The 22447-nt window shown below is 76.2% G+C and carries 22 protein-coding genes; 14 read left to right on the top strand and 8 right to left on the bottom strand.

Features of this window, described 5'->3' with window-relative positions:
• Positions 1-27: 27 nt before the first annotated feature.
• The 7 genes from mtrA (at position 28) to secA (ending at position 10671) form a co-directional block, all read left to right on the top strand.
• Positions 28-711: an MtrAB system response regulator MtrA gene (mtrA, locus tag FKM96_RS03360; protein ID WP_147794038.1), complete on the top strand. Its 684-nt coding sequence runs from the start codon at positions 28-30 to the stop codon at positions 709-711.
• Positions 712-797: 86 nt separating this feature from the next.
• Positions 798-2645: an MtrAB system histidine kinase MtrB gene (gene mtrB, locus FKM96_RS03355; RefSeq protein WP_147796895.1), complete on the top strand. Its 1848-nt coding sequence runs from the start codon at positions 798-800 to the stop codon at positions 2643-2645.
• A complete protein-coding gene (locus tag FKM96_RS03350) occupies positions 2642-4396 on the top strand; it encodes an LpqB family beta-propeller domain-containing protein (protein ID WP_147794037.1) in 1755 nt (584 codons plus the stop codon). Before mtrB ends, FKM96_RS03350 begins: the two co-directional genes overlap by 4 nt.
• Positions 4397-4526: 130 nt before the next feature.
• On the top strand, positions 4527-5303 hold the full coding sequence (locus FKM96_RS03345; protein WP_246855175.1) for a ComF family protein: 777 nt from the start codon (positions 4527-4529) through the stop codon (positions 5301-5303).
• Between the two features lie 163 nt (positions 5304-5466).
• A complete protein-coding gene (hpf, locus tag FKM96_RS03340; protein WP_147794036.1) occupies positions 5467-6159 on the top strand; it encodes a ribosome hibernation-promoting factor, HPF/YfiA family in 693 nt (230 codons plus the stop codon).
• Positions 6160-6509: 350 nt separating this feature from the next.
• Complete coding sequence (locus FKM96_RS03335; protein WP_371300484.1) at positions 6510-7688, top strand: winged helix-turn-helix domain-containing protein; 1179 nt, start codon at positions 6510-6512, stop codon at positions 7686-7688.
• 163 nt (positions 7689-7851) lie between these two features.
• The gene (gene secA, locus FKM96_RS03330) at positions 7852-10671 is read left to right on the top strand and encodes a preprotein translocase subunit SecA (protein WP_147794035.1); all 2820 of its coding nucleotides are present in this window, start codon (positions 7852-7854) and stop codon (positions 10669-10671) included.
• A gap of 56 nt (positions 10672-10727) precedes the next feature.
• On the opposite strand, the gene FKM96_RS03325 is transcribed toward secA, so the two are convergent.
• Positions 10728-11087, bottom strand: a complete 360-nt coding sequence (locus FKM96_RS03325; RefSeq protein ID WP_147794034.1) for an Rv3235 family protein — start codon at positions 11085-11087, stop codon at positions 10728-10730.
• Between the two features lie 668 nt (positions 11088-11755).
• On the opposite strand from FKM96_RS03325, the gene FKM96_RS03315 reads away from it, so the two are divergent.
• A complete protein-coding gene (locus FKM96_RS03315; protein WP_147794033.1) occupies positions 11756-12241 on the top strand; it encodes a hypothetical protein in 486 nt (161 codons plus the stop codon).
• A gap of 171 nt (positions 12242-12412) precedes the next feature.
• Here FKM96_RS03315 and hisN read toward each other — a convergent pair whose 3' ends face one another.
• The 4 genes from hisN to FKM96_RS03295 all read right to left on the bottom strand — a co-directional run bounded on the left by hisN (position 12413) and on the right by FKM96_RS03295 (position 16277).
• Positions 12413-13207 carry a histidinol-phosphatase gene (hisN, locus tag FKM96_RS03310; RefSeq protein WP_147794032.1) on the bottom strand — a complete coding sequence of 265 codons (795 nt, stop codon included), beginning with the start codon at positions 13205-13207 and terminating at the stop codon, positions 12413-12415.
• A 50-nt stretch (positions 13208-13257) separates the two neighbouring features.
• A complete protein-coding gene (gene rsgA / locus FKM96_RS03305; protein ID WP_147794031.1) occupies positions 13258-14304 on the bottom strand; it encodes a ribosome small subunit-dependent GTPase A in 1047 nt (348 codons plus the stop codon).
• Positions 14305-14320: 16 nt separating this feature from the next.
• Positions 14321-15619, bottom strand: coding sequence for a 3-phosphoshikimate 1-carboxyvinyltransferase (gene aroA / locus FKM96_RS03300; RefSeq protein ID WP_147794030.1), 1299 nt, complete (start codon positions 15617-15619; stop codon positions 14321-14323).
• A gap of 79 nt (positions 15620-15698) precedes the next feature.
• Entirely contained in the window at positions 15699-16277 is a 579-nt protein-coding gene (locus FKM96_RS03295; protein WP_147794029.1) for a DoxX family protein, read from the bottom strand.
• A 114-nt stretch (positions 16278-16391) separates the two neighbouring features.
• On the opposite strand from FKM96_RS03295, the gene FKM96_RS03290 reads away from it, so the two are divergent.
• Complete coding sequence (locus tag FKM96_RS03290) at positions 16392-17153, top strand: sigma-70 family RNA polymerase sigma factor (protein ID WP_147794028.1); 762 nt, start codon at positions 16392-16394, stop codon at positions 17151-17153.
• Positions 17150-17449 carry a mycothiol system anti-sigma-R factor gene (gene rsrA, locus FKM96_RS03285; protein ID WP_147794027.1) on the top strand — a complete coding sequence of 100 codons (300 nt, stop codon included), beginning with the start codon at positions 17150-17152 and terminating at the stop codon, positions 17447-17449. The genes FKM96_RS03290 and rsrA overlap by 4 nt, the downstream gene beginning before the upstream one ends.
• A 108-nt stretch (positions 17450-17557) precedes the next feature.
• On the opposite strand, the gene FKM96_RS22070 is transcribed toward rsrA, so the two are convergent.
• On the bottom strand, positions 17558-17632 hold the full coding sequence (locus tag FKM96_RS22070) for a 50S ribosomal protein bL37 (protein WP_370521008.1): 75 nt from the start codon (positions 17630-17632) through the stop codon (positions 17558-17560).
• Positions 17633-17763: 131 nt separating this feature from the next.
• Here FKM96_RS22070 and FKM96_RS03280 point away from each other — a divergent pair, with 131 nt between their 5' ends.
• From FKM96_RS03280 to FKM96_RS03270, 3 genes are all read left to right on the top strand, one after another.
• A complete protein-coding gene (locus FKM96_RS03280; protein ID WP_147794026.1) occupies positions 17764-18852 on the top strand; it encodes a type IV pilus twitching motility protein PilT in 1089 nt (362 codons plus the stop codon).
• A gap of 100 nt (positions 18853-18952) precedes the next feature.
• A complete protein-coding gene (locus FKM96_RS03275; RefSeq protein ID WP_147794025.1) occupies positions 18953-19795 on the top strand; it encodes a DUF4097 family beta strand repeat-containing protein in 843 nt (280 codons plus the stop codon).
• Positions 19795-20448 (top strand): PadR family transcriptional regulator, encoded by a 654-nt coding sequence (locus FKM96_RS03270; protein WP_371300481.1) that lies wholly within the window; start codon positions 19795-19797, stop codon positions 20446-20448. Before FKM96_RS03275 ends, FKM96_RS03270 begins: the two co-directional genes overlap by 1 nt.
• A 28-nt stretch (positions 20449-20476) precedes the next feature.
• Here FKM96_RS03270 and FKM96_RS03265 read toward each other — a convergent pair whose 3' ends face one another.
• Both FKM96_RS03265 and FKM96_RS20510 read right to left on the bottom strand, forming a co-directional pair.
• On the bottom strand, positions 20477-21076 hold the full coding sequence (locus FKM96_RS03265; protein WP_147794024.1) for a GDSL-type esterase/lipase family protein: 600 nt from the start codon (positions 21074-21076) through the stop codon (positions 20477-20479).
• Between the two features lie 109 nt (positions 21077-21185).
• Positions 21186-21341 carry a hypothetical protein gene (locus FKM96_RS20510; protein WP_168216859.1) on the bottom strand — a complete coding sequence of 52 codons (156 nt, stop codon included), beginning with the start codon at positions 21339-21341 and terminating at the stop codon, positions 21186-21188.
• A 94-nt stretch (positions 21342-21435) separates the two neighbouring features.
• On the opposite strand from FKM96_RS20510, the gene FKM96_RS03260 reads away from it, so the two are divergent.
• On the top strand, positions 21436-22419 hold the full coding sequence (locus tag FKM96_RS03260) for a GlxA family transcriptional regulator (protein WP_147794023.1): 984 nt from the start codon (positions 21436-21438) through the stop codon (positions 22417-22419).
• Positions 22420-22447 lie beyond the last annotated feature (28 nt).

Raw genomic sequence — 22447 nt, 5'->3', positions numbered from 1 at the left:
AGGCCGCCGTGATGCGATCATGGGCAGATGAAGGGACGCGTTCTCGTGGTCGACGACGACACCGCCCTGTCCGAGATGATCGGCATCGTCCTGCGCTCGGAGGGGTTCGAGCCGGTCTTCTGCGCGGACGGGGACGAGGCACTGGAGGCCTTCCGGTCGACGCAGCCGGACCTCGTGCTGCTCGACCTCATGCTCCCGGGCAAGGACGGCACCGAGGTGTGCCGGCTGATCCGGGCGGAGTCGGGCGTGCCGATCGTCATGCTGACCGCCAAGGCCGACACGGTCGACGTGGTCCTCGGGCTGGAGTCCGGCGCCGACGACTACATCGCCAAGCCGTTCAAGCCCAAGGAGCTGATCGCCCGCGTGCGGGCACGGCTGCGCCGCAGCGACGAGCCCGTGCCCGAGCACCTGCGCATCGGCGACCTGTCGATCGACGTCACCGGCCACCGCGTCACCCGCGACGGCGCGCCGATCTCGCTCACGCCGCTGGAGTTCGACCTGCTGGTCGCGCTCGCCCGCAAGCCGTGGCAGGTGTTCACGCGCGAGGTGCTGCTCGAGCGGGTGTGGGGCTACCGGCACGCCGCCGACACCCGGCTGGTCAACGTCCACGTCCAGCGGCTGCGGTCCAAGATCGAGGCCGACCCCGAGCGTCCCGAGATCGTCGTGACCGTGCGCGGCGTCGGCTACAAGGCGGGCGCGACGCCCCCGTGACCGGTTCCCCCCGCGGCGGCGTCGCCGGGCGGGCGGCGCGCGCGTGGCGGCTCGCCACGGTGCGGGCCGGCGCCCGCGCGCGCCGGATGGTCCGCGCCTGGCGCGGCTCGCTGCAGGCGCGGGTCCTCACGCTGACCCTGGTGGTCGGGCTGCTCGCGCTCGCGGTGCTCGGCGGCTACCTGTCGGTCAGCGTGCGGGACGGCCTGTTCACCCAGCGGGTGGACCAGGTGCTCGCCGAGTCCGCGCGCAGCGCCGCCCAGGCGCAGGAGACGTTCGACGCGTCGACGGCGACCACCGCGCCCGAGGCCCAGCTCCTGGTGAACGACATGGTGCGCGCGCTGCGCTCCGGCGGCTCGGGCGAGCGGGAGGTGTTCCTGCTGCGCACCCGTGGGCAGCAGCAGCCGATCCTGGTCACCGGTCAGTCCACCGACTCGAGCCTCGTCGGCCTGGTCTCGGAGCCGCTGCGCACCGCGACCGCCGAGGGCGAGGGGCAGCGCTGGGAGTCGGTCGCGTGGCCGGCGACCTCGACGGACACCGGCCGGGTCGAGCCCGGGGTGATGGTCGGCCAGGTGGTCACCGTCCCCGCCGCCGGGTCCTACGAGCTGTACTTCCTCTACTCCCTGCAGGCCGAGCAGGACCGCCTGGAGTTCCTGCAGAGCGTCCTCGGCATCGGCGCCGTCGCGCTCGTGGCGCTGCTGGTGTCGATGACCTGGCTGGTGACGCGGCAGGTCGTCCGCCCGGTCCGGCAGGCCGCGCACGTCGCCGAGCGGATCGCCGACGGCAGCCTCACCGAGCGGATGCCGGTGCGCGGCGAGGACGAGATGGCCCGCCTGGGCCGGTCGTTCAACGAGATGGCCGAGAGCCTCCAGGACCAGATCGACCGCATGGAGCACCTGTCGGCCATGCAGCGGCGGTTCGTCTCCGACGTGTCCCACGAGCTGCGCACGCCGCTGACCACCGTGCGCATGGCCGGCGAGATGATCTACGAGTCCCGGGACGACTTCGACCCGGTGGTCCGCCGGTCCGCGGAGCTGCTCCAGCAGCAGCTCGACCGGTTCGAGGACCTCCTGGGCGACCTGCTGGAGATCAGCCGCTTCGACGCGGGCGCCGCCGTGCTGGACGCCGAGGCCCGGGACCTGCGCGACGTCGTCGGCGCCGCGGTCGACCAGGCCGTGCCGCTCGCCGGTGCGAAGGGCTCCTGGCTCTCGGTGACGCAGCCCGAGGCGCCGTGCCTCGCCGACGTCGACCCGCGGCGCGTCGAGCGGGTGCTGCGGAACCTGCTCGTCAACGCGATCGAGCACGCCGAGGGCAGCGACGTCGAGGTCACCGTCGGCGCGGACGACCGCGCGGTCGCCGTGACCGTCCGCGACCGCGGCGTCGGCATGACCCGGGACGAGGCGGCGCACGTGTTCGACCGGTTCTGGCGGGCCGACCCCGCCCGCGCGCGGACGACCGGTGGCACGGGCCTCGGCCTCGCGATCTCGCTGGAGGACGCGCACCTGCACGGCGGCTGGCTGGAGGCGTGGGGCCGGCCCCGGCAGGGCGCGTGCTTCCGGCTCACGCTGCCCCGGCGCGCCGGGATCACGCTGGAGTCGTCGCCGCTGCCGCTGGAGCCGCCGGCGGAGCCGGACCGCCCGGTCGCCCGGGAGCGGGACGTCGACCGCCCGGACCCCGCGGCGCTGCCCGACCTGCCCCCGACCACCGGGTCGTTCGACGTGGTCGAGCGCGCGCGGGAGGCGCAGCGCGCGGTGGCGCGCCGGCGCGAGCAGGAGCGGGCCGGGGCGGACGGGGCGCCCGATGCGCCCGGTGCGCCGGACGCGACCCCGGACCCGGACGCCGCGCCGCCGCACGCCGCGCCGCCGCACGCCGGGCCGCCCCACGACCCCGAGCCCGCCCGTCGCGGCGGCCCCGACCGACCGGGGGAGACCCGATGACCGCGCCGTCCCGTCCGCGCCCCGGGAGCACCGTCCCGCGCCGCCCGGCGTCGCACCGAGCGGGGGTCGCGGCCCTGCTCGCCGTCGTGCTGGCCGCGCTGTCCGCGTGCGTCGGCATCCCGACGTCGGGACCCGTCGGCGTCGGCGTCGAGGGCGTCTCCGACCAGGGCGTCGTCGAGCCGCTGGGCGACCCGCCGCCCCAGGACGGCGCTCCGGAGGACATCGTGCGGGGGTTCCTCGGCGCGAGCGCCGCGGGCTTCAGCCGGGCGTCCGCGTCCGCCGACGCGACGGACGACTTCCGCAACGCGCGCGAGTACCTGTCCGGCGAGACCCGGCGGTCGTGGAGCCCGCGCGACCGCGTGGTCGTGTACGCGACCGCGTCGAGCCCCGACATCGAGCTGGTCGGCGAGTCCCAGGTGCAGGTCGACGTGCGGGTCGCCGCCCGGGTGGACGCCGACGGCCGGTACGCCCAGGCCGGGCCGGACGCCAAGGAGTCGCTGACCTTCGACCTCGTGCAGGACAGCGAGGGGCAGTGGCGCATCTCCGGCCTGGAGGACGGCGTCGTGCTGTCCGAGCCGAACTTCGAGGCGATCTACCGGTCCGCCACCCTGTACTTCCTGTCCCAGGACGAGCAGTTCCTGGTCCCGGAGACGCGGTGGTTCCCGGTGCGCAACCTGGCGACGTCGATCGTCCGCGCGATCATCGCCGGTCCGTCGGGGTGGCTCCGCGACGCCGCGCGGAGCGCGGTGCCCGAGGGCGCGGTGCTGCAGCCGGACGCCGTGTCCGTGGACGCGGACGGTGTCGCGACGGTCAGCCTCGGCGCGGGAGGTCTCCCCACCGAGCCGGAGGAGCGCGCCCGGATGCAGGCGCAGCTGGAGGCGTCCCTGCGGATCGCGCGGGTGCGCACGGTGGAGGTGAGCGCGGGCGGCGTGGCGATGGACACCGAGGCGGCGGAGCTCGAGCGCGGCCAGGACTGGGGCGGGGCGCTGGAGGCGCTGCAGGACGGCACGCTCGTGCAGATGTCCGCGGGCGAGCTCGAGCCCGTCGAGGGCGTCGCCCCGCTCGCCGGGCTGGACGCGCGCGACCCCGCCCGCGACGGCTCGGGCGACCTCCGGGTCATGCTCTCGGGGCCCGACCGGCTGGTGACCGTCCCGACGGCCGCCGCCGCGTCCGTCGGGCTGCTGCAGGCCCCCGCTCTGGTGGCGCCGTCGGTCGACCGCCTCGGCTGGGTCTGGACCGCGTCGCCCTCCGCGAGCGGGCAGCTGCTGGCCGTCGACGACCGCGGGACCGTCGTCGACGTCGCCGCCGAGTGGCTGCAGGACCGCGCGGTGCGGTCCGTGCGCGTCGCGCGGGACGCGACCCGCGTGGCCGTGGTGTCGTCCGGGTCAGACGGCGTGCGGGTCGACGTGGCCTCGGTGGTGCGCGACGACTCCGGGACGCCCCAGGTGCTCGGCGAGGCCTCGCGCACCGGCGTGACCCTCACCGACGCGACGCGGGTGGTCTGGGTCGACGAGTCGACGCTCGGCGTGCTCGGGCGGTCCGGCAGCACCACCACCGCCGTCTACCACCTGGTCCCGCTCGCGGGGGAGGTGCAGACGCGCCCGGCGCTCGCGGACGCGGTGGACATCGCCGGCGGCAAGGGCGACAGCGCGCTGTACCTGGCGACGGCCGAGGGCGAGCTGTTCGCGCGCGCGGGGTCGAGCTGGGCCTCGGTCGGGACGGACGTGCGGGACCCGTCCTTCGCGGGCTGAGCGGGCCGAGCGGGCCGGGCCGCGGTGCGCCGGGGCGCCGGGACGACCACAGGGGCCGTCGGCGCGCCGCCGGTGCCGCCGCCGGGGACGCGGGGCGCGCACGTCCGCACCGCCGCGCGAGGGTGGTCGGGTGCCCGTCACCACCGTGCGCGGCGGCCCGCTCGCCCGCGCCGCCCGCGAGGTCCTCGACCTCGTCCTCCCCGTCACGTGCGCCGGGTGCGGCGTCCCGGGCCGGCCGCTGTGCCCCGTGTGCCTCCACGCGTTCGCCGGGCCGCCGCGGCGGTGCGAGCACGCGGCGGGGCGGCTGGACCGGATGGACGGCACCACCGTGCCGGTGTGGGCGCTCGCCGAGAACGACGGCGCAGTGCGGCGGGCGGTCGTCGGCTGGAAGGACCGGGGGCGGGCGGACGTGACGCCGTGGTTCGGGGCCGTGCTGCGCCGGGCGGGCCCGGCGGTGCGCCGCGCGCTCGCGGGCGCGGCGGCCGACGGCGCGCCGGGGCCGCTGCTGGTCGTGCCCGCGCCGGCGTCGCCCCGGGGCCGGGCGCGCCGCGGCGAGGACCTCGTGGGGGCGCTGGCCCGCTCGGCGGCCGCCGGGCTCGGCGGGGCCGTCGCGCTGCCCGCGCTGCGTCTCGCCGGGGCGGGCCGGGACCAGGTCGGGCTCGGCGCCCGGGGGCGCGCGGCGAACCTCGCCGGCCGGGTCCGGGTCCGCCCGCGGGCGTGCGCGGCGCTGGTCGGTGCCCGCGCCCTCCTCGTCGACGACGTGCTGACGACGGGCGCGACGCTGGCCGCGTGCCGGTCGGCGCTGGAGGCCGCGGGGGCGCAGGTCGTGGGTGCGACGGTGCTGGCCGTCACCCGTCCGCCGGGATCGCCGACCGGCTGGTTGGAAGCCTCGGCCGACCCGGGCTAGCGTGGTCCCACAGCACCGGGAGGCGACGACGTCCCCCGGTACCGGGACTCGACGGGCACGCCCGCACGAGGAGGTGGTGCCGCAGACCAGCGCCCCGCGAGGGCGCTCCGAGCATGCTGCCGGGCGGGCACCGACCCGCCCCCGGACCTCCAGGAGGTACCCCATGGAGATCGTCGTCGCCGGCCGTCACACCGACGTCCCCGAGCGGTTCCGTCAGCACGTGACGGACAAGCTCGCCAGGCTCGAGCAGCTCGCCCCCCGGGCGCAGCGCATCGACGTCGAGGTGACCCACGAGCCCAACCCCCGGCAGGCCGCTGCCGCCGAGCGGGTCGAGCTGACCGTGGTGGGCAAGGGACCGGTGATCCGCGCCGAGGCGTGCGCGGACGACCGGTACGGGGCCTTCGACCTGGCGATCGACAAGCTCGCGGAGCGCCTCCGTCGGGCCCGGGACCGGCGCAAGAGCCACCGCGGCAAGGTCCCCACGCCGGTGAGCGACCCGCTGCCCCCGCTCGAGGACCTGGAGCCCGAGCCCGCCGCGCCGGAGCCGTCCGAGGACGGGGTGGTCGAGACGACGCTCGGCGACTCGCCCGTCGTCATCCGCGAGAAGGTGCACGTCGCCCAGCCGATGACGATCGACGACGCGCTCTACGAGATGGAGCTCGTCGGGCACGACTTCTTCCTGTTCGTCGACGCCGAAACCGCGCAGCCGTCCGTCGCCTACCGCCGCCGCGGCTGGAGCTACGGGATCATCAAGCTCGACGCCGCGGTGACCAGCATCGGCACGGGCGAGGGCGCGGCCGCCGCGCCGCAGGCCGGGGGCGTCGCCGCCCCGGCGGGGGCCGCCGCGCAGCGCTGACCCCGGACCCCCCGCACCACGGAACCGCGCCCGCCGACGACCCTCCGGTCGGCGGGCGCGGTCGCGCCCGGCGGCACGCAGCGACCTCGGCGCGAGGGCGACCTCGCAACCGGCACCCCGGTCACCCGCGGCGTGTGTCGGTGGCGGGCGGCACGATGGGGCGATGGCCACCAGCACCGACGCCGCGCCGCCCGCCGCCCCCGGCCGCCGCACCGCCGCCGCCCGCCGCGCCGTCACCGGCACCGCGCACCGCCCCTCGGCCACGCTGTCGCTGTCCCCAGGCCCGCCGGGTCGCGCTGCGCGCCCAGGGCCTCGACCGCCCGCGCGCCGAGCGCACCGGGCCCGCCACGATGCGGCAGCTGCAGCAGGTCGTCGACCGGGTCGGGCTGCTGCAGATCGACTCCGTCAACGTGGTCGCCCGCGCGCACCTCGTGCCGACGTTCTCCCGGGTCGGCCCGTACGACCCGGCGCTCCTCGACCGCGCCGCGGGCCGGGCGCCCCGCCGGCTGGTCGAGACCTGGGCGCACGAGGCCTCGTACGTCCCGCCGGAGACGTACGCGCTGCTCGGCTGGCGGCGGCGCGCCTACCGCGACTACGCGTGGGGCTCGATCCGGGAGGTGCCGCTGACGCACTCGCCGCTCGTGGCCGACGTGCTGGCGATGATCGCCGACGACGGCCCGCTCACGGCCAGCGAGGTGCACGCGCGCGTCGAGGGGCCCGTGCCGCGGGACCGCACGGAGTGGGGCTGGAACTGGACCGCGGCCAAGCGGGTGCTGGAGTACCTGTTCTTCACGGGGCAGGTCGCCTCGGCCCGCCGGAACCCGCAGTTCGAGCGCTGCTACGACCTCACCGAGCGGGTGCTGCCCCCGGACGTGCTCGCCGCGCCCGAGCCCGACGACGACGACGCGGTGCGCGAGCTGCTCCGGATCGCCGCACGCGCCCACGGCGTCGCCTCGGAGCGCTGCCTCCTCGACTACTTCCGGATCAAGGGTCCGCGCGCCCGGGCGGCCGTCGGCGACCTGGTCGACGAGGGGACGCTGGTCCCGGTGCAGGTGGACGGCTGGGCCCGGCCGACCTACCTGCACGCCGACGCCGACCTGCCCCGCCGCGCCACCGGCCGCGCGCTGCTCAGCCCCTTCGACCCGCTCGTGTTCGAGCGGCGCCGGCTCGAGGAGCTGTTCGGCCTGCGGTACCGCATCGAGATCTACGTGCCCGAGGCGCAGCGGGTGCACGGGTACTACGTGCTGCCGTTCCTCCGCGGCGAGCGCCTGGCCGCGCTCGTCGACCTCAAGGCGGACCGCCGCGCCGGGGTGCTCCGGGTGCACGCCGCGCACCCGGCGGAGGCCGCGGGGCCGGTGCCGGGGGCGGTCCCGGGCTCGGCGCCCGGCGACGTCGCGGCGGACCTCGCGGCCGAGCTGCGGCTGCTCGCGACCTGGCTCGGGCTGGACGACGTGGCGGTGGGGGACCGGGACGGCACGCCGCGCGGGACGCTCGCCCCGGTCCTGGCGGGAGCGCTCGCGGCGGGCTGACGCGCAGACCGCCGCGGCGGGGTGGCCGGCAGGCCACCGGACCGGGGCGCCGGGTTGCTGCACGTCGCCGCGCCTCACCTACGATGGTCGGGGCCCGGCTGTGCGGTCGGGACGCCGGGACGCCGCACGTGGCCACGTGCGGCGCAGCGAGTCGGGAGTGCACGTGCCTGCGATCCTCGAGAAGGTCCTCCGCCTGGGCGAGGGACGGATCCTCAAGAAGCTGTCGGGCGTCGCCCAGCAGGTGAACGCGCTGGAGGACAGCTTCACGTCCCTGTCGGACGCCGAGCTGCGCGAGGAGACCGACCGGTTCAAGGCGCGGCTGGCCGACGGCGAGTCCCTCGACGACCTCATGGCCGAGGCCTTCGCCGCGGTGCGCGAGGCCGCGCGCCGGACGCTGGGCCAGCGGCACTTCGACGTCCAGCTGCAGGGCGGCGCCGCGCTGCACTGGGGCAACATCGCCGAGATGAAGACCGGTGAGGGCAAGACCCTGGTCGCCACCGCGCCGGCCTACCTCAACGCGCTCACCGGCAAGGGCGTGCACGTCGTCACGGTCAACGACTACCTGGCGAGCTACCAGGCCGACCTCATGGGCCGCGTCTACCGGTTCCTCGGCCTCACCACGGGCGTCGTGCTGTCCGGCCAGACCCCCGCCGAGCGCCGCGTCCAGTACGCCGCCGACATCACCTACGGCACGAACAACGAGTTCGGCTTCGACTTCCTGCGCGACAACATGGCGTGGAGCACCGACGAGCTCGTGCAGCGCGGGCACCACTTCGCGATCGTCGACGAGGTCGACTCGATCCTCATCGACGAGGCCCGCACCCCGCTCATCATCTCCGGCCCGGCCTCCGGCGACGCCAACCGCTGGTACTCCGAGTTCGCCAAGGTCGTGCGCCGCCTCCAGCCCGAGCGCGACTACGAGGTCGACGAGAAGAAGCGCACCATCGGCGTCCTCGAGCCCGGCATCGAGCGCGTCGAGGACTACCTCGGCATCGAGAACCTCTACGAGTCGCTGAACACGCCGCTGATCGGCTTCCTCAACAACGCCATCAAGGCCAAGGAGCTGTTCAAGCGCGACAAGGACTACATCGTCGACAAGGGCGAGGTCCTCATCGTCGACGAGCACACCGGCCGCGTGCTGCCGGGCCGCCGCTACAACGAGGGCATGCACCAGGCGATCGAGGCGAAGGAGGGGGTGGTCATCAAGGCCGAGAACCAGACCCTCGCCACGATCACCCTGCAGAACTACTTCCGCCTGTACGACAAGCTCTCCGGGATGACCGGCACCGCCGAGACCGAGGCGGCCGAGTTCCAGGGCACGTACAAGCTGGGCGTCGTCCCCATCCCGACCAACCGCGGGATGCAGCGGATCGACCAGGCCGACCTCGTCTACAAGGCCGAGGAGGGCAAGTACGACGCCGTCGTCGCCGACATCGTCGAGCGGCACGCGAACGGCCAGCCCGTCCTGGTCGGCACCACGAGCGTCGAGAAGTCCGAGATCCTCTCGAAGAAGCTCCGCAAGGCCGGCGTCCCGCACGAGGTGCTCAACGCCAAGCAGCACGCCCGGGAGGCGTCGATCGTGGCGCAGGCGGGCCGCAAGGGCGCCGTCACCGTCGCCACCAACATGGCCGGCCGCGGCACCGACATCATGCTCGGCGGCAACGCCGAGTTCATGGCCGTCGCCGACCTCGCCTCGCGCGGGCTCGACCCGAACGAGAGCCCGGAGGAGTATGAGGCCGCCTGGCCCGACGCCCTGGAGAAGGCGAAGGCCGCGGTCGCCGCGGAGCACGACGAGGTCGTGGAGCTCGGCGGCCTGTACGTGCTCGGCACCGAGCGGCACGAGTCCCGCCGCATCGACAACCAGCTCCGTGGCCGCTCCGGCCGGCAGGGCGACCCGGGCGAGTCCCGATTCTACCTGTCGCTGCAGGACGACCTCATGCGGCTGTTCAACTCCGGCATGGCCGAGTCGATGATGACCCGCGCGGGCTTCCCGGACGACCTGCCGCTGGAGTCGAAGATCGTGACCCGCGGCATCCGGTCCGCGCAGTCGCAGGTGGAGGCGCGGAACTTCGAGATCCGCAAGAACGTCCTCAAGTACGACGACGTGCTGTCCCGGCAGCGCGAGGTCATCTACGAGCAGCGCCGGCGCGTGCTCGAGGGCGAGGACATGCAGGAGCAGGTCCAGCACTTCCTCGAGGACGTGCTCGACGACTACGTCACCGCGGCGACCGCCGAGGGCCACCCGGAGGACTGGGACCTCGAGCAGCTGTGGACCACGCTCAGGACCGTGTACCCCGTGTCGATCGAGGTGGACGAGGTCGTCGAGCAGGCCGGCGGCCTCGGGCGGGTCACCCCGGAGCTGCTCAAGGCCGAGCTGCTGTCCGACGCGCGGATCGCCTACTCCGAGCGCGAGACGTCCCTCGGCGAGCCGAACATGCGCCAGCTGGAGCGCCGGGTCGTGCTGTCCGTGCTGGACCGCAAGTGGCGCGAGCACCTCTACGAGATGGACTACCTCAAGGAGGGCATCGGCCTGCGCGCGATGGCCCAGCGCGACCCGCTGATCGAGTACCAGCGCGAGGGCTACCAGCTGTTCCAGGCGATGACGGACGGGATCAAGGAGGAGGCCGTGGGCTACCTCTTCAACCTGGAGGTCAAGGTCGCGGAGGCGCCCACGCAGGCGCCGACGTCCCAGGACGAGGTCGCCGGGTCCGCCGACGGCGCACTGGCCGCCGGTGCCGGTGCGGAGCCGGTGCTGGTCGCGAAGGGCATCGACGGCCCGGAGCGCAAGGTGCCGCTGCAGTACTCGGCGCCGAGCGTCGACGGCGACAGCGGCACGACCGTCACCCGGGGCCGTCGTGCGGCCGGTCCGGCGACGTCGGAGCCCGCCGGGGGAGCCCCCGACGCGGCGGACGGCACCGGCGAGGACGCCGGAAACCGCGAGGCGCGCCGCAAGGCCGCGAAGCAGCAGCGCCGCCGGGGCTGAGCCCGAGGTGCGACGCCGCCCGCCCACCCCGCCCGGGGTGGGCGGGCGGCGTCGTCTCAGCCCACGACGAGCGCCGCCGCGCGCCAGCGCCCGGTGGACCGGGTGAGCCGGACCGCGACGGCGCGGACGCGGTCGGCCTGGGCCACCACGACGGACGCCTCCACGGTGTGCGCGTCGACGCGGTGCACCCGGACGCGCCGGACCGACGGGCGCCGTGCCGCCCCTGCGGGCACGGTGTCCGTCGGCTCCGCGGCGACGTCGCGCGGGCTCGCGGCGGCGTCGAGCACCCGGGAGCGGGGTGCCGTGAGGGCGGCCCGGCGCGCGAGCCCGTCGTAGACCTCGGGCGTGAGCCAGCGCGCGAGCTGGGCCAGCGGCCGGCTGCCGGCGAGCACCTCGACCGCGGCGAGCGCGACCATGCAGCACGCCTGCCGCGGGTCGAGCTCGGGGGCCCCGCCCGGTGCGGCGCCCGGCGCCCCGCCCCACGAGCGAGCCGGAGCGCCGCCGGGCGCCCGGGCCGGGGAGGTGCGCGTGGTGGGCGGCCGCCGCGGCCGCGCCGACCTCCCGGACCGCACCGTCCTCGGCGCCGGCCCGTCCTCCCGCGCGTTCGTCCCCCGTGCGGTGCTGTCCGGCGCGTCAGGGCCCGGCCGGTCCGCCGGGCCCGCCCGGCCCGCCGGGTCCGCCGGGTCCGCCGGGTCCGCCGGGTCCGCCCGTCCCGCCGGGTCCGCCCGGCCCGTGCCGTCGTCGGGCGCGGCGGCGTCGCCCCGCACCGCGGGAGGACGCGGCTCGACCGCCTCCGGCGGCTCGGGCGGGAGCGGCGGGGGAGCGGGGACGAGGCGCACCTCGACCGCGGTGCTCACGGGTCTCCCGTCGTGGTCGTGCCGGTGCGGTACCTGCTCATGTGCTACCTCCGTGGTCGGTCGGCCCCGCCGCCCGGCACAGATGTACCCCTCCACGCCCGGCGCGCGCCAGGGAGTCCTGCGGAACCTGGGGACAGGGACCGGCGGGTCGGCGCACGACGCGCGGAACTCGCCCGGGTTCGTCCGGGATGTGCGTCGCGATCGTCTCGGGGCGGCACACTGATCCCGTGCGCCTCTACCTGCCTGCCACCCTGGACGAGCTCGACGACCTGCTGGGCGGCCGCGCCCCGCTCGCGGCCCCGCGCCGCGCGCACGCGGTCACGCCGGCGCTGACCGCGCTGCTTCCCGACGAGGACGAGGAGGGCGTCGAGTTCGCGGCGCAGCTCATGGCCGCGGACGACGCGCTCGTCCTGCTCGCGTCCCGCCCGGACGCGCCCGGCCTGCGACTCGTGGTCACGGTCGAGGTGCCGGACGACGCCGTGCGCGACGGCGCGCCGGACGACGGCGCCGGCGTGGACGACGAGGCCGCGAGCCTGGTCACGCTGACCGCCCCCGCGACGCTCGACGTGGTGGTGTGCGCGCACGTCGACGAGCCCGCTGCCAAGGACGAGGTCGCCCGCGCGCTGGACGGCGACGACGCCGCGCTCGACTCCCTCGCCGAGCGCGACCTGCTCTGGTACGACGCGACCGAGCTGACCCGCATCCCGCGCTGACGGCCCGCGCCCACGGAGCGTCCTGCCGGACCCGCCCCGCGACGGGCGCGCCGAGGTCGGTGGTCCCGGCCGAGATCGGTGGTTCCAGGCACCGACCTCGGCGCGAACCACCGACCTCGGCGCGAACCGCCGACCTCAGCGACGGGGGGCCGGGGGGCGGAGCCTCGCGGGTCAGTGCTCGATCAGCGGGTCCAGCACCTGCAGCGCCGCTCCGTGGAGCCTGCCGTTGGACACCAGCGCGCTGCCGCCGAACGGCCCGTCGACGCCCTGCACCGACGTGAACCGCCCGCCGGCCTCCGTGACGATCGGCACCAAGGCCGCCATGTCGTGCAGCGCGAGCTCGGGCTCGGCGGCGACGTCCACCGCGCCCTCGGCCACCAGCACGTGGGACCAGAAGTCGCCGTACGCCCGGGTGCGCCACACCTTGCGGGTGAGGTCCAGGAAGTGGTCGAGCCGGCCCTGCTCCTCCCAGCCGCCGAGGCTCGAGTAGGACAGCGACGCGTCCTGCAGCCGTCCGACCTCGGACACCTGCATCCGGGTCGCCGACGTGAGCGACCGCCCGGTCCACGCGCCCGAGCCGACGGCGGCCCACCACCGGCGGTGGAGCGCGGGCGCGCTGACCAGGCCGACGACGACCTCGTCGCCGTCGAGGAGCGCGATCAGGGTCGCCCAGACCGGCACGCCCCGGACGAAGTTCTTGGTGCCGTCGATCGGGTCGACCACCCACCGTCGCGGGCCGTGGCCGGTGTCGGCCATCTCCTCGCCGTGCACGGCGTCGCGCGGGCGGGCCCGGGACAGCTGCGCGCGGATGAGCTCCTCCGCTGCCCGGTCGGCGTCGGAGACGGGCGTCAGGTCGGGCTTGGTCTCGACCCGGAGGTCCTGCGCCTTGAACCGCGACATGGTGAGCGCGTCCACCTGGTCGGCGATCACGTGGGCGAGGCGCAGGTCGTCGTCGTACCGGGTCATGGGTCCAACCTATCCGGGCCGTACGGTCCGGGACGCCGTGTCAGCCCCGGTCAGCCCGCGTCCGGCGCACCCGAGCGGCTCACGAGCAGCCGGCGGAACGAGTCCACCCGGGCCGTCCGCGCCTCGCGGGCCGCCTCGTCGGGGGAGGCCTCGACCCACTCGTCCAGGGCGCAGTCCGGTGCGTCGGCGGCGTGCGTGCAGCCGCGCGGGCACTCCTCGGCGATCTCGGCCAGGTCGGCGAACGCCCCCAGCAGGTGGTCCGGGTCGACGTGCGCCAGCCCGAACGACCGCACGCCGGGCGTGTCGATGACCCAGGTGCCCGGCTCCCCGGGCACGCGGAGCGCGACGGCCGACGTGGACGTGTGCCGCCCGCGCCCGGTGACGTCGTTCACCACGCCGACGGCCCGCAGCGCGTCCGGCACCAGGGCGTTGACGAGCGTCGACTTGCCGACGCCCGAGTGCCCGACCAGCACGGACATCCGCCCGGCGAGCGCCGCGCGGACCTCGTCCAGCCCCTCGATCGCGGCCTCGTCGGTGCGCGAGCTGACGACCACGCGCACGCCGATCGGCTCGTACAGCGCCCGCAGCGCGGCGGGGTCGGCGAGATCGGCCTTGGTGAGCGCGAGCAGCACGTCCATGCCGGCGTCGTAGGCGGCGACCACGCAACGGTCGATCATCCGGGTCCGCGGCTCGGGGTCGGCCAGGGCGGTCACGACGACGAGCTGGTCGGCGTTCGCGACGATCACCCGCTCGACCGGGTCGGTGTCGTCGGCGGTGCGCCGCAGGACGGTGCTGCGCTCGACGATCCGGACGATCCGCGCGAGCGAGCCCTCGGCGCCGGAGGTGTCGCCCACGAGGTCGACCCGGTCGCCCGGCACGACCCGCTCGCGGCCGAGCTCGCGCGCCTTCATGGCGACGGCGACGCGCTCGTCCGGGCCGTCGGCGTCGACCAGGACCGTGTACCGCCCGCGGTCGACCCCGGTGACGAGCGCACGGTCGGCGTCGGCGTGCTCCGGGCGGGTCTTGGTGCGGGGGCGGGTGCCCCGGCGGCTGGGCCGGACCCGGACGTCCGACTCGTCGAGCGCGCGGCGCGCCACGGTCAGCAGCCCCCCGTCACGCCAGCATCCCGTCCCACAGCCCCACGAAGTCCGGGATGGTCTTGGCGGTGGTCGCGACGTCCTCCACCAGCACCCCCGGCACGGCCAGGCCGAGGAGCGCGCCGAACGTCGCCATCCGGTGGTCCGCGTAGGTCCGGACCGTCCCGGCGTGCAGCGGCCGCGGGGTGATGACCAGGCCGTCGGTGGTCTGCTCGGCCTGCCCGCCGAGCCGGGTGATCTCGGCGGACAGGGCGGCGAGCCGGTCGGTCTCGTGCCCGCGCAGGTGGGCGATGCCCCGCAGCCGGGTGGGGGAGTCGGCGAGCGCGGCGAGCGCGGCGATCGTCGGGGCGATCTCGCCGGCGGCGTGCAGGTCGAGGTCGACGCCGCGCACCTGGCCGGTGCCGGTCACCGCCAGCACGTCGCCGTCGAGCCGGGTCGTCGCGCCCATCTGCTCGAGGATCCCGGGCAGCAGCCCGCCCGGCTGCGTCGTGGCGGCGGGCCAGCCCGGCACCCGCACGGTCCCGCCCGCGACCAGCGCCGCGCACAGGAACGGCGCCGCGTTGGACAGGTCCGGCTCGACCCGCACGTCGCGCGCGGCGACCGGTCCCGGCTCGACCTGCCACACCGTCGGCACGGAGTCGTCGACCACGACGCCGGCGGCGCGCAGGGCGGCGACCGTCATCTCGATGTGGGGGAGGCTCGGCAGCGTCGGGCCGGTGTGCCGGATCGTCAGCCCCCGCTCGAACCGCGGCGCGGTGAGCAGCAGGCCGGACACGAACTGCGAGGAGCCCGACGCGTCGACGTCGACGACGCCGCCCTCGACGGAGCCGGTGCCGGTGATCGTGAACGGGAGGTGGCCCGGCTCGCCGTGCTCGGCGACGCCGACGCCCAGCGCGCGCAGCGCCGCGAGGACGGGGCCCATCGGCCGGACGCGGGCGCCCGCGTCGCCGTCGAACCGGACGTCGCCGTCCGCCAGCGCCGCCACGGCGGGCAGGAACCGCATGACCGTCCCGGCCAGGCCGCAGTCGACCGCCCGCGGCCCGCGGAACGCCCCCGGCGTCACCAGCCAGTCGCCGGGCGCGGCGGGGTCGTCCTCGATCGTCGTGCCGAGGTCCCGCAGCGCCTGCGCCATGAGCAGCGTGTCCCGGGAGCGCAGCGCGCCGCGCAGGCGCCCGGGGCCGTCGGCGAGCGCGGCGAGCACCAGGTAGCGGTTGGTCAGCGACTTGGAGCCGGGGACCTCGACCGTCGCGTCCAGGGGGCCGGTCGCCGTGGGGGCGGGCCAGTCGGGGGCGGCGGGGAGGACCTCGGAGCTCATGGCGGTCAGGCTATCGGGGCGCGCCGGGCGCCCGGCCCGGGCGTCCGCCCTGCGAGGCGGCGCGGGTCGCGCACGGGGCTCAGTGCACCGCGTCCGTGATCTTCTTCGACGCGGCCTTCGTCGCCGCCGAGGCCGTCGCCGCCGCGGCCGCCGCCTTCGCGGTCGCGGCCCGGGTCGCCCGGGCGTGCTCGACGCGCCAGCGCACCGACGGCCGCCCCGCGGTGTCGGCGGCGGCGATGAGCGCGCCGCCGGTCATCGACAGGCCGCGCAGGAACCGGGCCTTGCGGTCCTTCTTCTCCTGCTCGGACAGCGTGCGGCGCTCCTTGCGGGAGGCCGGGGCGTCGGCTGCGGCGAGCGGCAGCGTGAGGGCGGCGAGCGCCAGGGCGGCGGCGCGGGGCGCGCGCCCGGTGGCGAGCAGCAGGGCGGCCAGCGCGGTCGCGCCGCCGTGCACCCGCACGACCGTCGTCAGCTGCGCGTCCGACGGGTGCCGGTAGGCGTCGAGCGCGCCGCCGAGGGCGCCGCGCGGGACGGCGGCGTCGAGCCGCTCGACCGCACCCCGGGCGACCGCGACGTGCGCGGCCGGCCGGCGCAGCGCGTCGACCCCCTCGCTCAGGAACCACGACGCGAACAGCGGTCGGGCGATGCGGCGCAGCAGCATGACGTCCTCCTCCCGGCCGTCCGCGACGCACGGACGCCTGCCGTCCAACCTAGCGGCGCGACCTGCTCGCCGCCCCCGGGAATGCCCGGGGCGGCCGCCCGTGTTGTGCCGTCCATGAGCTGTACCACCCTCGAACGGCCGGCCGCCTCCGCCGGTGGCGTCGCCGTGCTGCCCCGCCCGGGCGGCCCGGTGCCTCCGCGCGCACTAGGCTCGGCGGTGATGAGCGAGGACACCACACGCGCCCCCGAGTCCGAGGACGACGCGGCGCGCAGCGAGCGGTTCGAGGCCGAGGCGCTGGTCTACCTGGACCAGCTGTACGGCGCCGCCCTGCGCATGACCCGGAACCCGTCGGACGCCGAGGACCTGGTCCAGGAGACGTTCGCGAAGGCGTTCGCCGCCTTCCACCAGTACCGGCCGGGCACGAACCTCAAGGCGTGGCTGTACCGGATCCTCACCAACACGTTCATCAACACGTACCGCAAGAAGCAGCGCGAGCCGCAGCAGTCCCAGGCGGACGAGATCGAGGACTGGCAGATCGCGCGGGCCGAGTCGCACTCGTCGACGGGGCTGCGCTCCGCCGAGGCCGAGGCGCTCGACCACCTGCCGGACTCGGACGTGAAGGACGCGCTCGCGCGGCTGCCGGAGGACTTCCGGATCGCCGTGTACCTGGCGGACGTCGAGGGGTTCGCCTACAAGGAGATCGCCGAGATCATGGGCACCCCGATCGGGACCGTGATGTCCCGGCTGCACCGCGGGCGGGGCCAGCTGCGCGACATGCTGGCCGACTACGCGCGCGACCGGGGGCTGGTGCCGGCAGGGGGGTCCGCGACCGCCGAGGGCGGGGACGGCACGGGATCGTCGAGGAGGGCACGATGACGGGCTTGGACGCCGCGGGGACGTCGACGCCGGCAGAGGGCCAGGGGTCCTGCGGCCCCGAGTGCGAGCAGGCGCTGGGCCGGCTGTTCGCCTACGTGGACCGGGAGCTCGAGCCGGGTGACGCGGACCAGGTGCGGCAGCACATCGAGGACTGCCGGCCCTGCCTGGACGAGATCGCCGTCGAGACGATGCTCAAGGAGCTCGTCAAGCGGTGCTGCCAGGACAAGGCCCCGGAGGACCTGCGGGTGAGGATCCACGCACAGCTGACGACCCTGCGGGTCACGCGCACGCTCTGAGCGGCGCGGCGGCCGGCCCGCAGGTCGGACGCCGCCCCCCGAGCACGACGAAGGGCCCGGTGCGTCGCACCGGGCCCTCGTGCTGGGTGCGGCTGCGCCGCCCGACGCTCAGGCGTTGGGGCGCTTGCCGTGGTTGGCGCCGTTCCCGGCGCGGGAACGGCGCTTGCGGCCACGCTTGCTCATGGAACTTCTCCCTGGTGAGACTGACCGGCACGGCGGTACAGCCGCCCGGGGACCCTCCATGGTCCCACATCCGCGCTGCTCGTCCGCACCGACCGTTCAAGGACGGGGGGTGACCGGCCGATCACCAGGGAGTGAGCGACCAGCCGCAGTCCGTCGTCCCCCTCCTGCACGCCCTGGCCCAGGCCGGCGGCTCCGACCTGCACGTCAAGGTCGGCTCCGAGCCGCGCGTCCGCGTCGACGGCCGGCTCCGCCGGCTGCAGGTCCCCGCGCTCAAGCCGCGGGACACCGAGCACATGCTCGGGGAGGTGCTGCCCGACGACCTGACCGAGACGTTCGTCCGCACCCACGAGGCGGACTTCGCGTTCTCCCTGTCGGGCGTGGGCCGGTTCCGCGTCAACGCGTACCAGGCCCGCGGCACCTACGGCCTGGTGTTCCGCCTGGTCGGGACCGGCGCGCAGTCGCTGTCCGAGCTCGGCCTGCCGGAGGTGCTGGGCGAGCTCGCCCTGGAGCCGCGCGGCCTGGTGCTCGTCACCGGCCCCACCGGGTCGGGCAAGACGACGACGCTCGCCTCGATGATCGACCTGATCAACACGGTGCGCGAGGCCAACATCGTGACGATCGAGGACCCGATCGAGGTCCTGCACGCCGACAAGCGCGGCATCGTCTCCCAGCGCGAGATCCGGCAGGACACGGCCGACTTCACGGTCGCGCTGCGGGCCGCCATGCGGCAGGACCCGGACGTCATCTTCGTCGGCGAGATGCGCGACGTGGAGACCGTCCGCGCCGCGCTGTCCGCGGCGGAGACCGGGCACCTGGTGCTCTCCACGCTGCACACGATCGACGCCGCCGAGTCGGTGAACCGCATCGTCGACTTCTTCCCGCCGCACGAGCAGCAGCAGATCCGCGTCGCGCTGGCCCAGGCGCTGCGCGGCATCGTGTCGCAGCGGCTGGCGCGCAAGGCGGACGGCGCGGGCCGGACCGCGGTGGTCGAGGTGCTGGTGAACACCGGCCGCACGGCGGAGGCGATCGTGGACCCGTCGAGCAGCGAGCCCCTGCTGGACCTGATCAAGCAGGGCGACTACTACAAGATGCAGACGTTCGACCAGCACCTGGTGCGCCTGGTCGCGGACGGCACGGTGACCTACGACGAGGCCCTGGGCGTCGCGACGAACCCGCAGGACCTGACCGTCGAGCTGCGCTCGGTGGGCCTGATCGCCTGACCGCACCGCGGCCCGCCGGCCCGCGCCACCCCTTGCCCGCCCTGCTGACGCGATATAGCGTGTCCGAACGCGATATATCTCGATGCGGAGGAGCAGCGCCATGGCCACGGAGTCCTGGGTCGTCATCGGCCCGCAGATCATCGAGGTCGAGGACGTGCGCTCGCTGCGCGTCCAGGTCAGCGGGGGACGGGTCGACGTCGTCGCCCACGACGACCCGGCGCTGACCGGGGCGCGGCTCGAGGTGCACCGGGTCGACGGCTCGCCGCTCGAGGTGACCTACGCCGACGGGGCGCTGTGGGCCGGCGTCCGGTCGGTCACCGGCATCGACGGCTTCCTGGAGCGGCTGCGCGGACCGGGCCAGCGCGACCGCGTGGAGATGCACCTCGCCGTGCCGCGCGCCGTCGCCGCGTCGCTGGCCTCGGTGAACGCGGACCTGCTGCTCGCCGGCGTCCAGCAGGACGCGACGGTGTCCACGGTGGGCGGCGGCGTGGTCGTGGACGGCACCCGCGGCGCGCTGTCGGTCAAGAGCGTGTCGTCCGACGTCGTCGTGCGCGACCACCTCGGGGACCTGTCGATCGGCACCGTCTCGGGCGCGGCGACGGCCTCCGGCGCGCTGCACCGGGTCTCGGTGACCACCGTGTCCGGCGAGGTGACGCTCGACTGCCTGGCGCCCACCTCGGTCTGCCACGTCCGGACCGTCTCCGGCGACGTCGCCGTGCGGCTGCCCGCGGGCCACGGCGTCGGGGTCGAGGCGCGCAGCGTGTCCGGGCGGGTCGTCGTCGACGGCGTCGAGCACGGCGACCGCCGCCCCGGGCGCACGACCGTCGACCTCCGCGACGACCGCGCCACCTGCTACGTCTACTCCCAGACCGTGTCCGGCCACCTCACGGTGCTGCACGGCGCCCCGCTCGCCGAGCCGGTGATGGACGCCGGCGGCGCCTGATGGCCGTCTTCGGGCACGGGCAGCTCCGGCTGTACCTGCTCTCGCTGCTGGAGGCCGGGCCGCGGCACGGCTACGAGCTGATCCGCGCGCTGTCGGACCGGTTCGGCGGCACCTACCGGCCGAGCGCCGGGACGGTGTACCCGCGGCTCGCCCGGCTCGAGGAGGAGGGCCTGGTCGCGCGCACCGAGTCGGGCCGCAAGACGCTGTACGCCCTGACCGACCGCGGCCGGCAGGAGGTCGAGGCGCACCGCGCGGAGCTGGCCGCGCTGGAGCACGAGCTGGCCGACGTGGTGCGCGACCTCGCCGCCCAGGTGCGGGCCGAGGTCGCCGGGTCCATGGCGGGGATGCGGGCGGAGATGGCGGCGGCGGCGCAGCAGGCGCGGGCGGCGGCGCTCCGCACCCGGGAGTCGCGGGTCGAGGCGTCGGCGGCCGGGGTGCCGCGTCCGGGCGGCCCGGCCGCGGAGGAGCGCCGGGCCGCCCGGACGCGCCGCGCGCAGATCGAGGCCGACCTCGCGGCGTTCCGGGCCGACGTGCGCGACGCCGTGCGCCGCGCGGAGGCGGCCGGGGGGCCGACCGCGCTCACCGCCGACACGGTGCGCACCGTGCTCGCGAGCGCCCGCTCGGCGATCGCCGCGACCCTTCCGCCCCGCTGAGCACGGGGCGGCGGGCGGCCCGCGGCGGTCAGACCACGTCCTCCGGGAGGCCGAGCCAGGCGTTCCAGTGCGAGTGCAGCACGAGCCAGGCCATGAGCCCGTAGCCGGCCTGCCCGGGCAGCGACCCGTCGCCCGCGGCGAGGTCGGCGAGCCACTGCTCGTGCCCGGCCAGCGGGGTGCAGGTGTCGACGTACGGCACCCGGCGCCGGGTGGTCACGTCGGCGAAGGCGGCGGACAGGTCCGCGAGCGTCGTGGGGTCGACCCCCGCGCCGGGCGGCGGGCCGACGACGAACGCCGGCATCCGGCGCTGCTCCGCCGCGTCGAGGATGTTCGCGAGGTTGAGCCGGCTGCGCGCGAGCGACAGCCCGGCGAGGGCGTCGGCGCGGCCCAGGGAGACGACGAGCCGGGTGTCGGCCTCGGCCGAGGCGCGCCGGCCGACCTCCTCCTCCCACCGGGCGGAGAGGCCGGAGGTGGTCTCGCCGGGGACCGCCAGGGTCAGCACGGTCGGGGGCACGGGGGTCGCCGTGCGCGCGGCCACGCGGCCGACCCAGCCCAGCGCCCGCGGGTCGCCGGCGCCCGCGGCCAGCTCGTCCCCGATCACCACCAGGCGCAGTGGCAGCTCGCCCACGTCCCGTCCTCCCGCTCGCCGTGCGCGTCCCGCGGTCGCGGACGCGTGGCCAGTCTCGCAGCCGGAGCGCCGGGGGCGCCCGCCGACGCGCGGCGCGGGACCGAGGGGCTCAGTGCAGGTAGCGGTCGGCGTCGTCGGTCCAGTCGTGGTGCGAGCGCGGGGGCTCGCGGCGGCCGAGGCCGTCGGTCCGCAGCCAGTCGTACAGCCGGGCGCCGAGGTAGGCGGTCAGGGTGAGGAGGGCCAGGGCGAGGATCAGTGCGGTCATGGCAGAAAGCCTTCCGCCACATCGATCCCGCCACGAGTGGCAGCACTGCCGACCCCCGTCGACTTCCCGCCAGATCCGTGGCAGGCTCGGTCGCATGCTGCAGCGTGTCGCCGCGATCGCGGTCCCCGGGGTGTCGGCGTTCGAGCTCGGGCTGGTCTGCGAGGTGTTCGGCATCGACCGGTCCGACACCGGCGGCCCGACCTTCGACTTCACGCTGTGCACCCCGGAGCCCGGGAGCGTGCCGATGGAGCCGGTGCTCGCGATCGAGGTGCCGACCGGGCTCGAGGTCACCGAGGACGCCGACCTCGTCGTCGTGCTGCCCTACAAGGCGCCCTACGGGCTGCCCGCGGCCGCGCGCGACGCGATCCGCGCGGCGCACGACCGCGGCGCCTGGGTCATGAGCATCTGCTCGGGCACGTTCGCGCTGGGGGAGGCCGGGCTGCTCGACGGGCGGCGGTGCACCACGCACTGGATGTACGCCGACGACCTGCAGCGCCGGTACCCCACGGCCGAGGTGGACCCGGCGGTGCTCTACGTCGAGGACGGCCGCGTCATCAGCAGCGCGGGGACCGCCGCGGGCATCGACGCCTGCCTGCACCTCATCCGCCGCGAGCTCGGCGCGCAGCAGGCGGCGCTGGTCGCGCGGCGGATGGTCGTGCCGCCGCACCGGGACGGCGGGCAGGCGCAGTACGTGGACACCCCGCTGCCGTGCGACGCGGACACCCTCGCCCCGCTGCTCGCGTGGATGTCCGAGCACCTGGACGCCGACCTGACCGTGCCGGACCTCGCCGCCCGTGCGCTGATGTCCGAGCGGACGTTCGCGCGCCGGTTCCGCGCCGAGACCGGCACGACGCCGGCCGCCTGGGTGACCCGGCAGCGCCTGGTGCGGGCGCAGGAGATGCTCGAGCGGACCTCCGCCGGGGTGGACGAGGTCGCGCGCGCCAGCGGGTTCGGCAGCGCGGCGATCCTGCGGCACCACTTCGCGCGGGTGCTGGGCACGAGCCCGCAGGCCTACCGCCGCCAGTTCGCGTGCACCGACGAGGCGGAGGCGGCCGCCGACCGCATGTCGGTCGCCTGAGCCCGGACGCGCGTGAGGCCGGCCGCCC

It is taken from the genome of Cellulomonas sp. Y8, assembly GCF_008033115.1.
GTDB lineage: Bacteria > Actinomycetota > Actinomycetes > Actinomycetales > Cellulomonadaceae > Cellulomonas.
The sequence above is the reverse complement of the archived record's forward strand: the minus strand, read 5'-3'. Positions and strand labels throughout refer to the sequence as shown.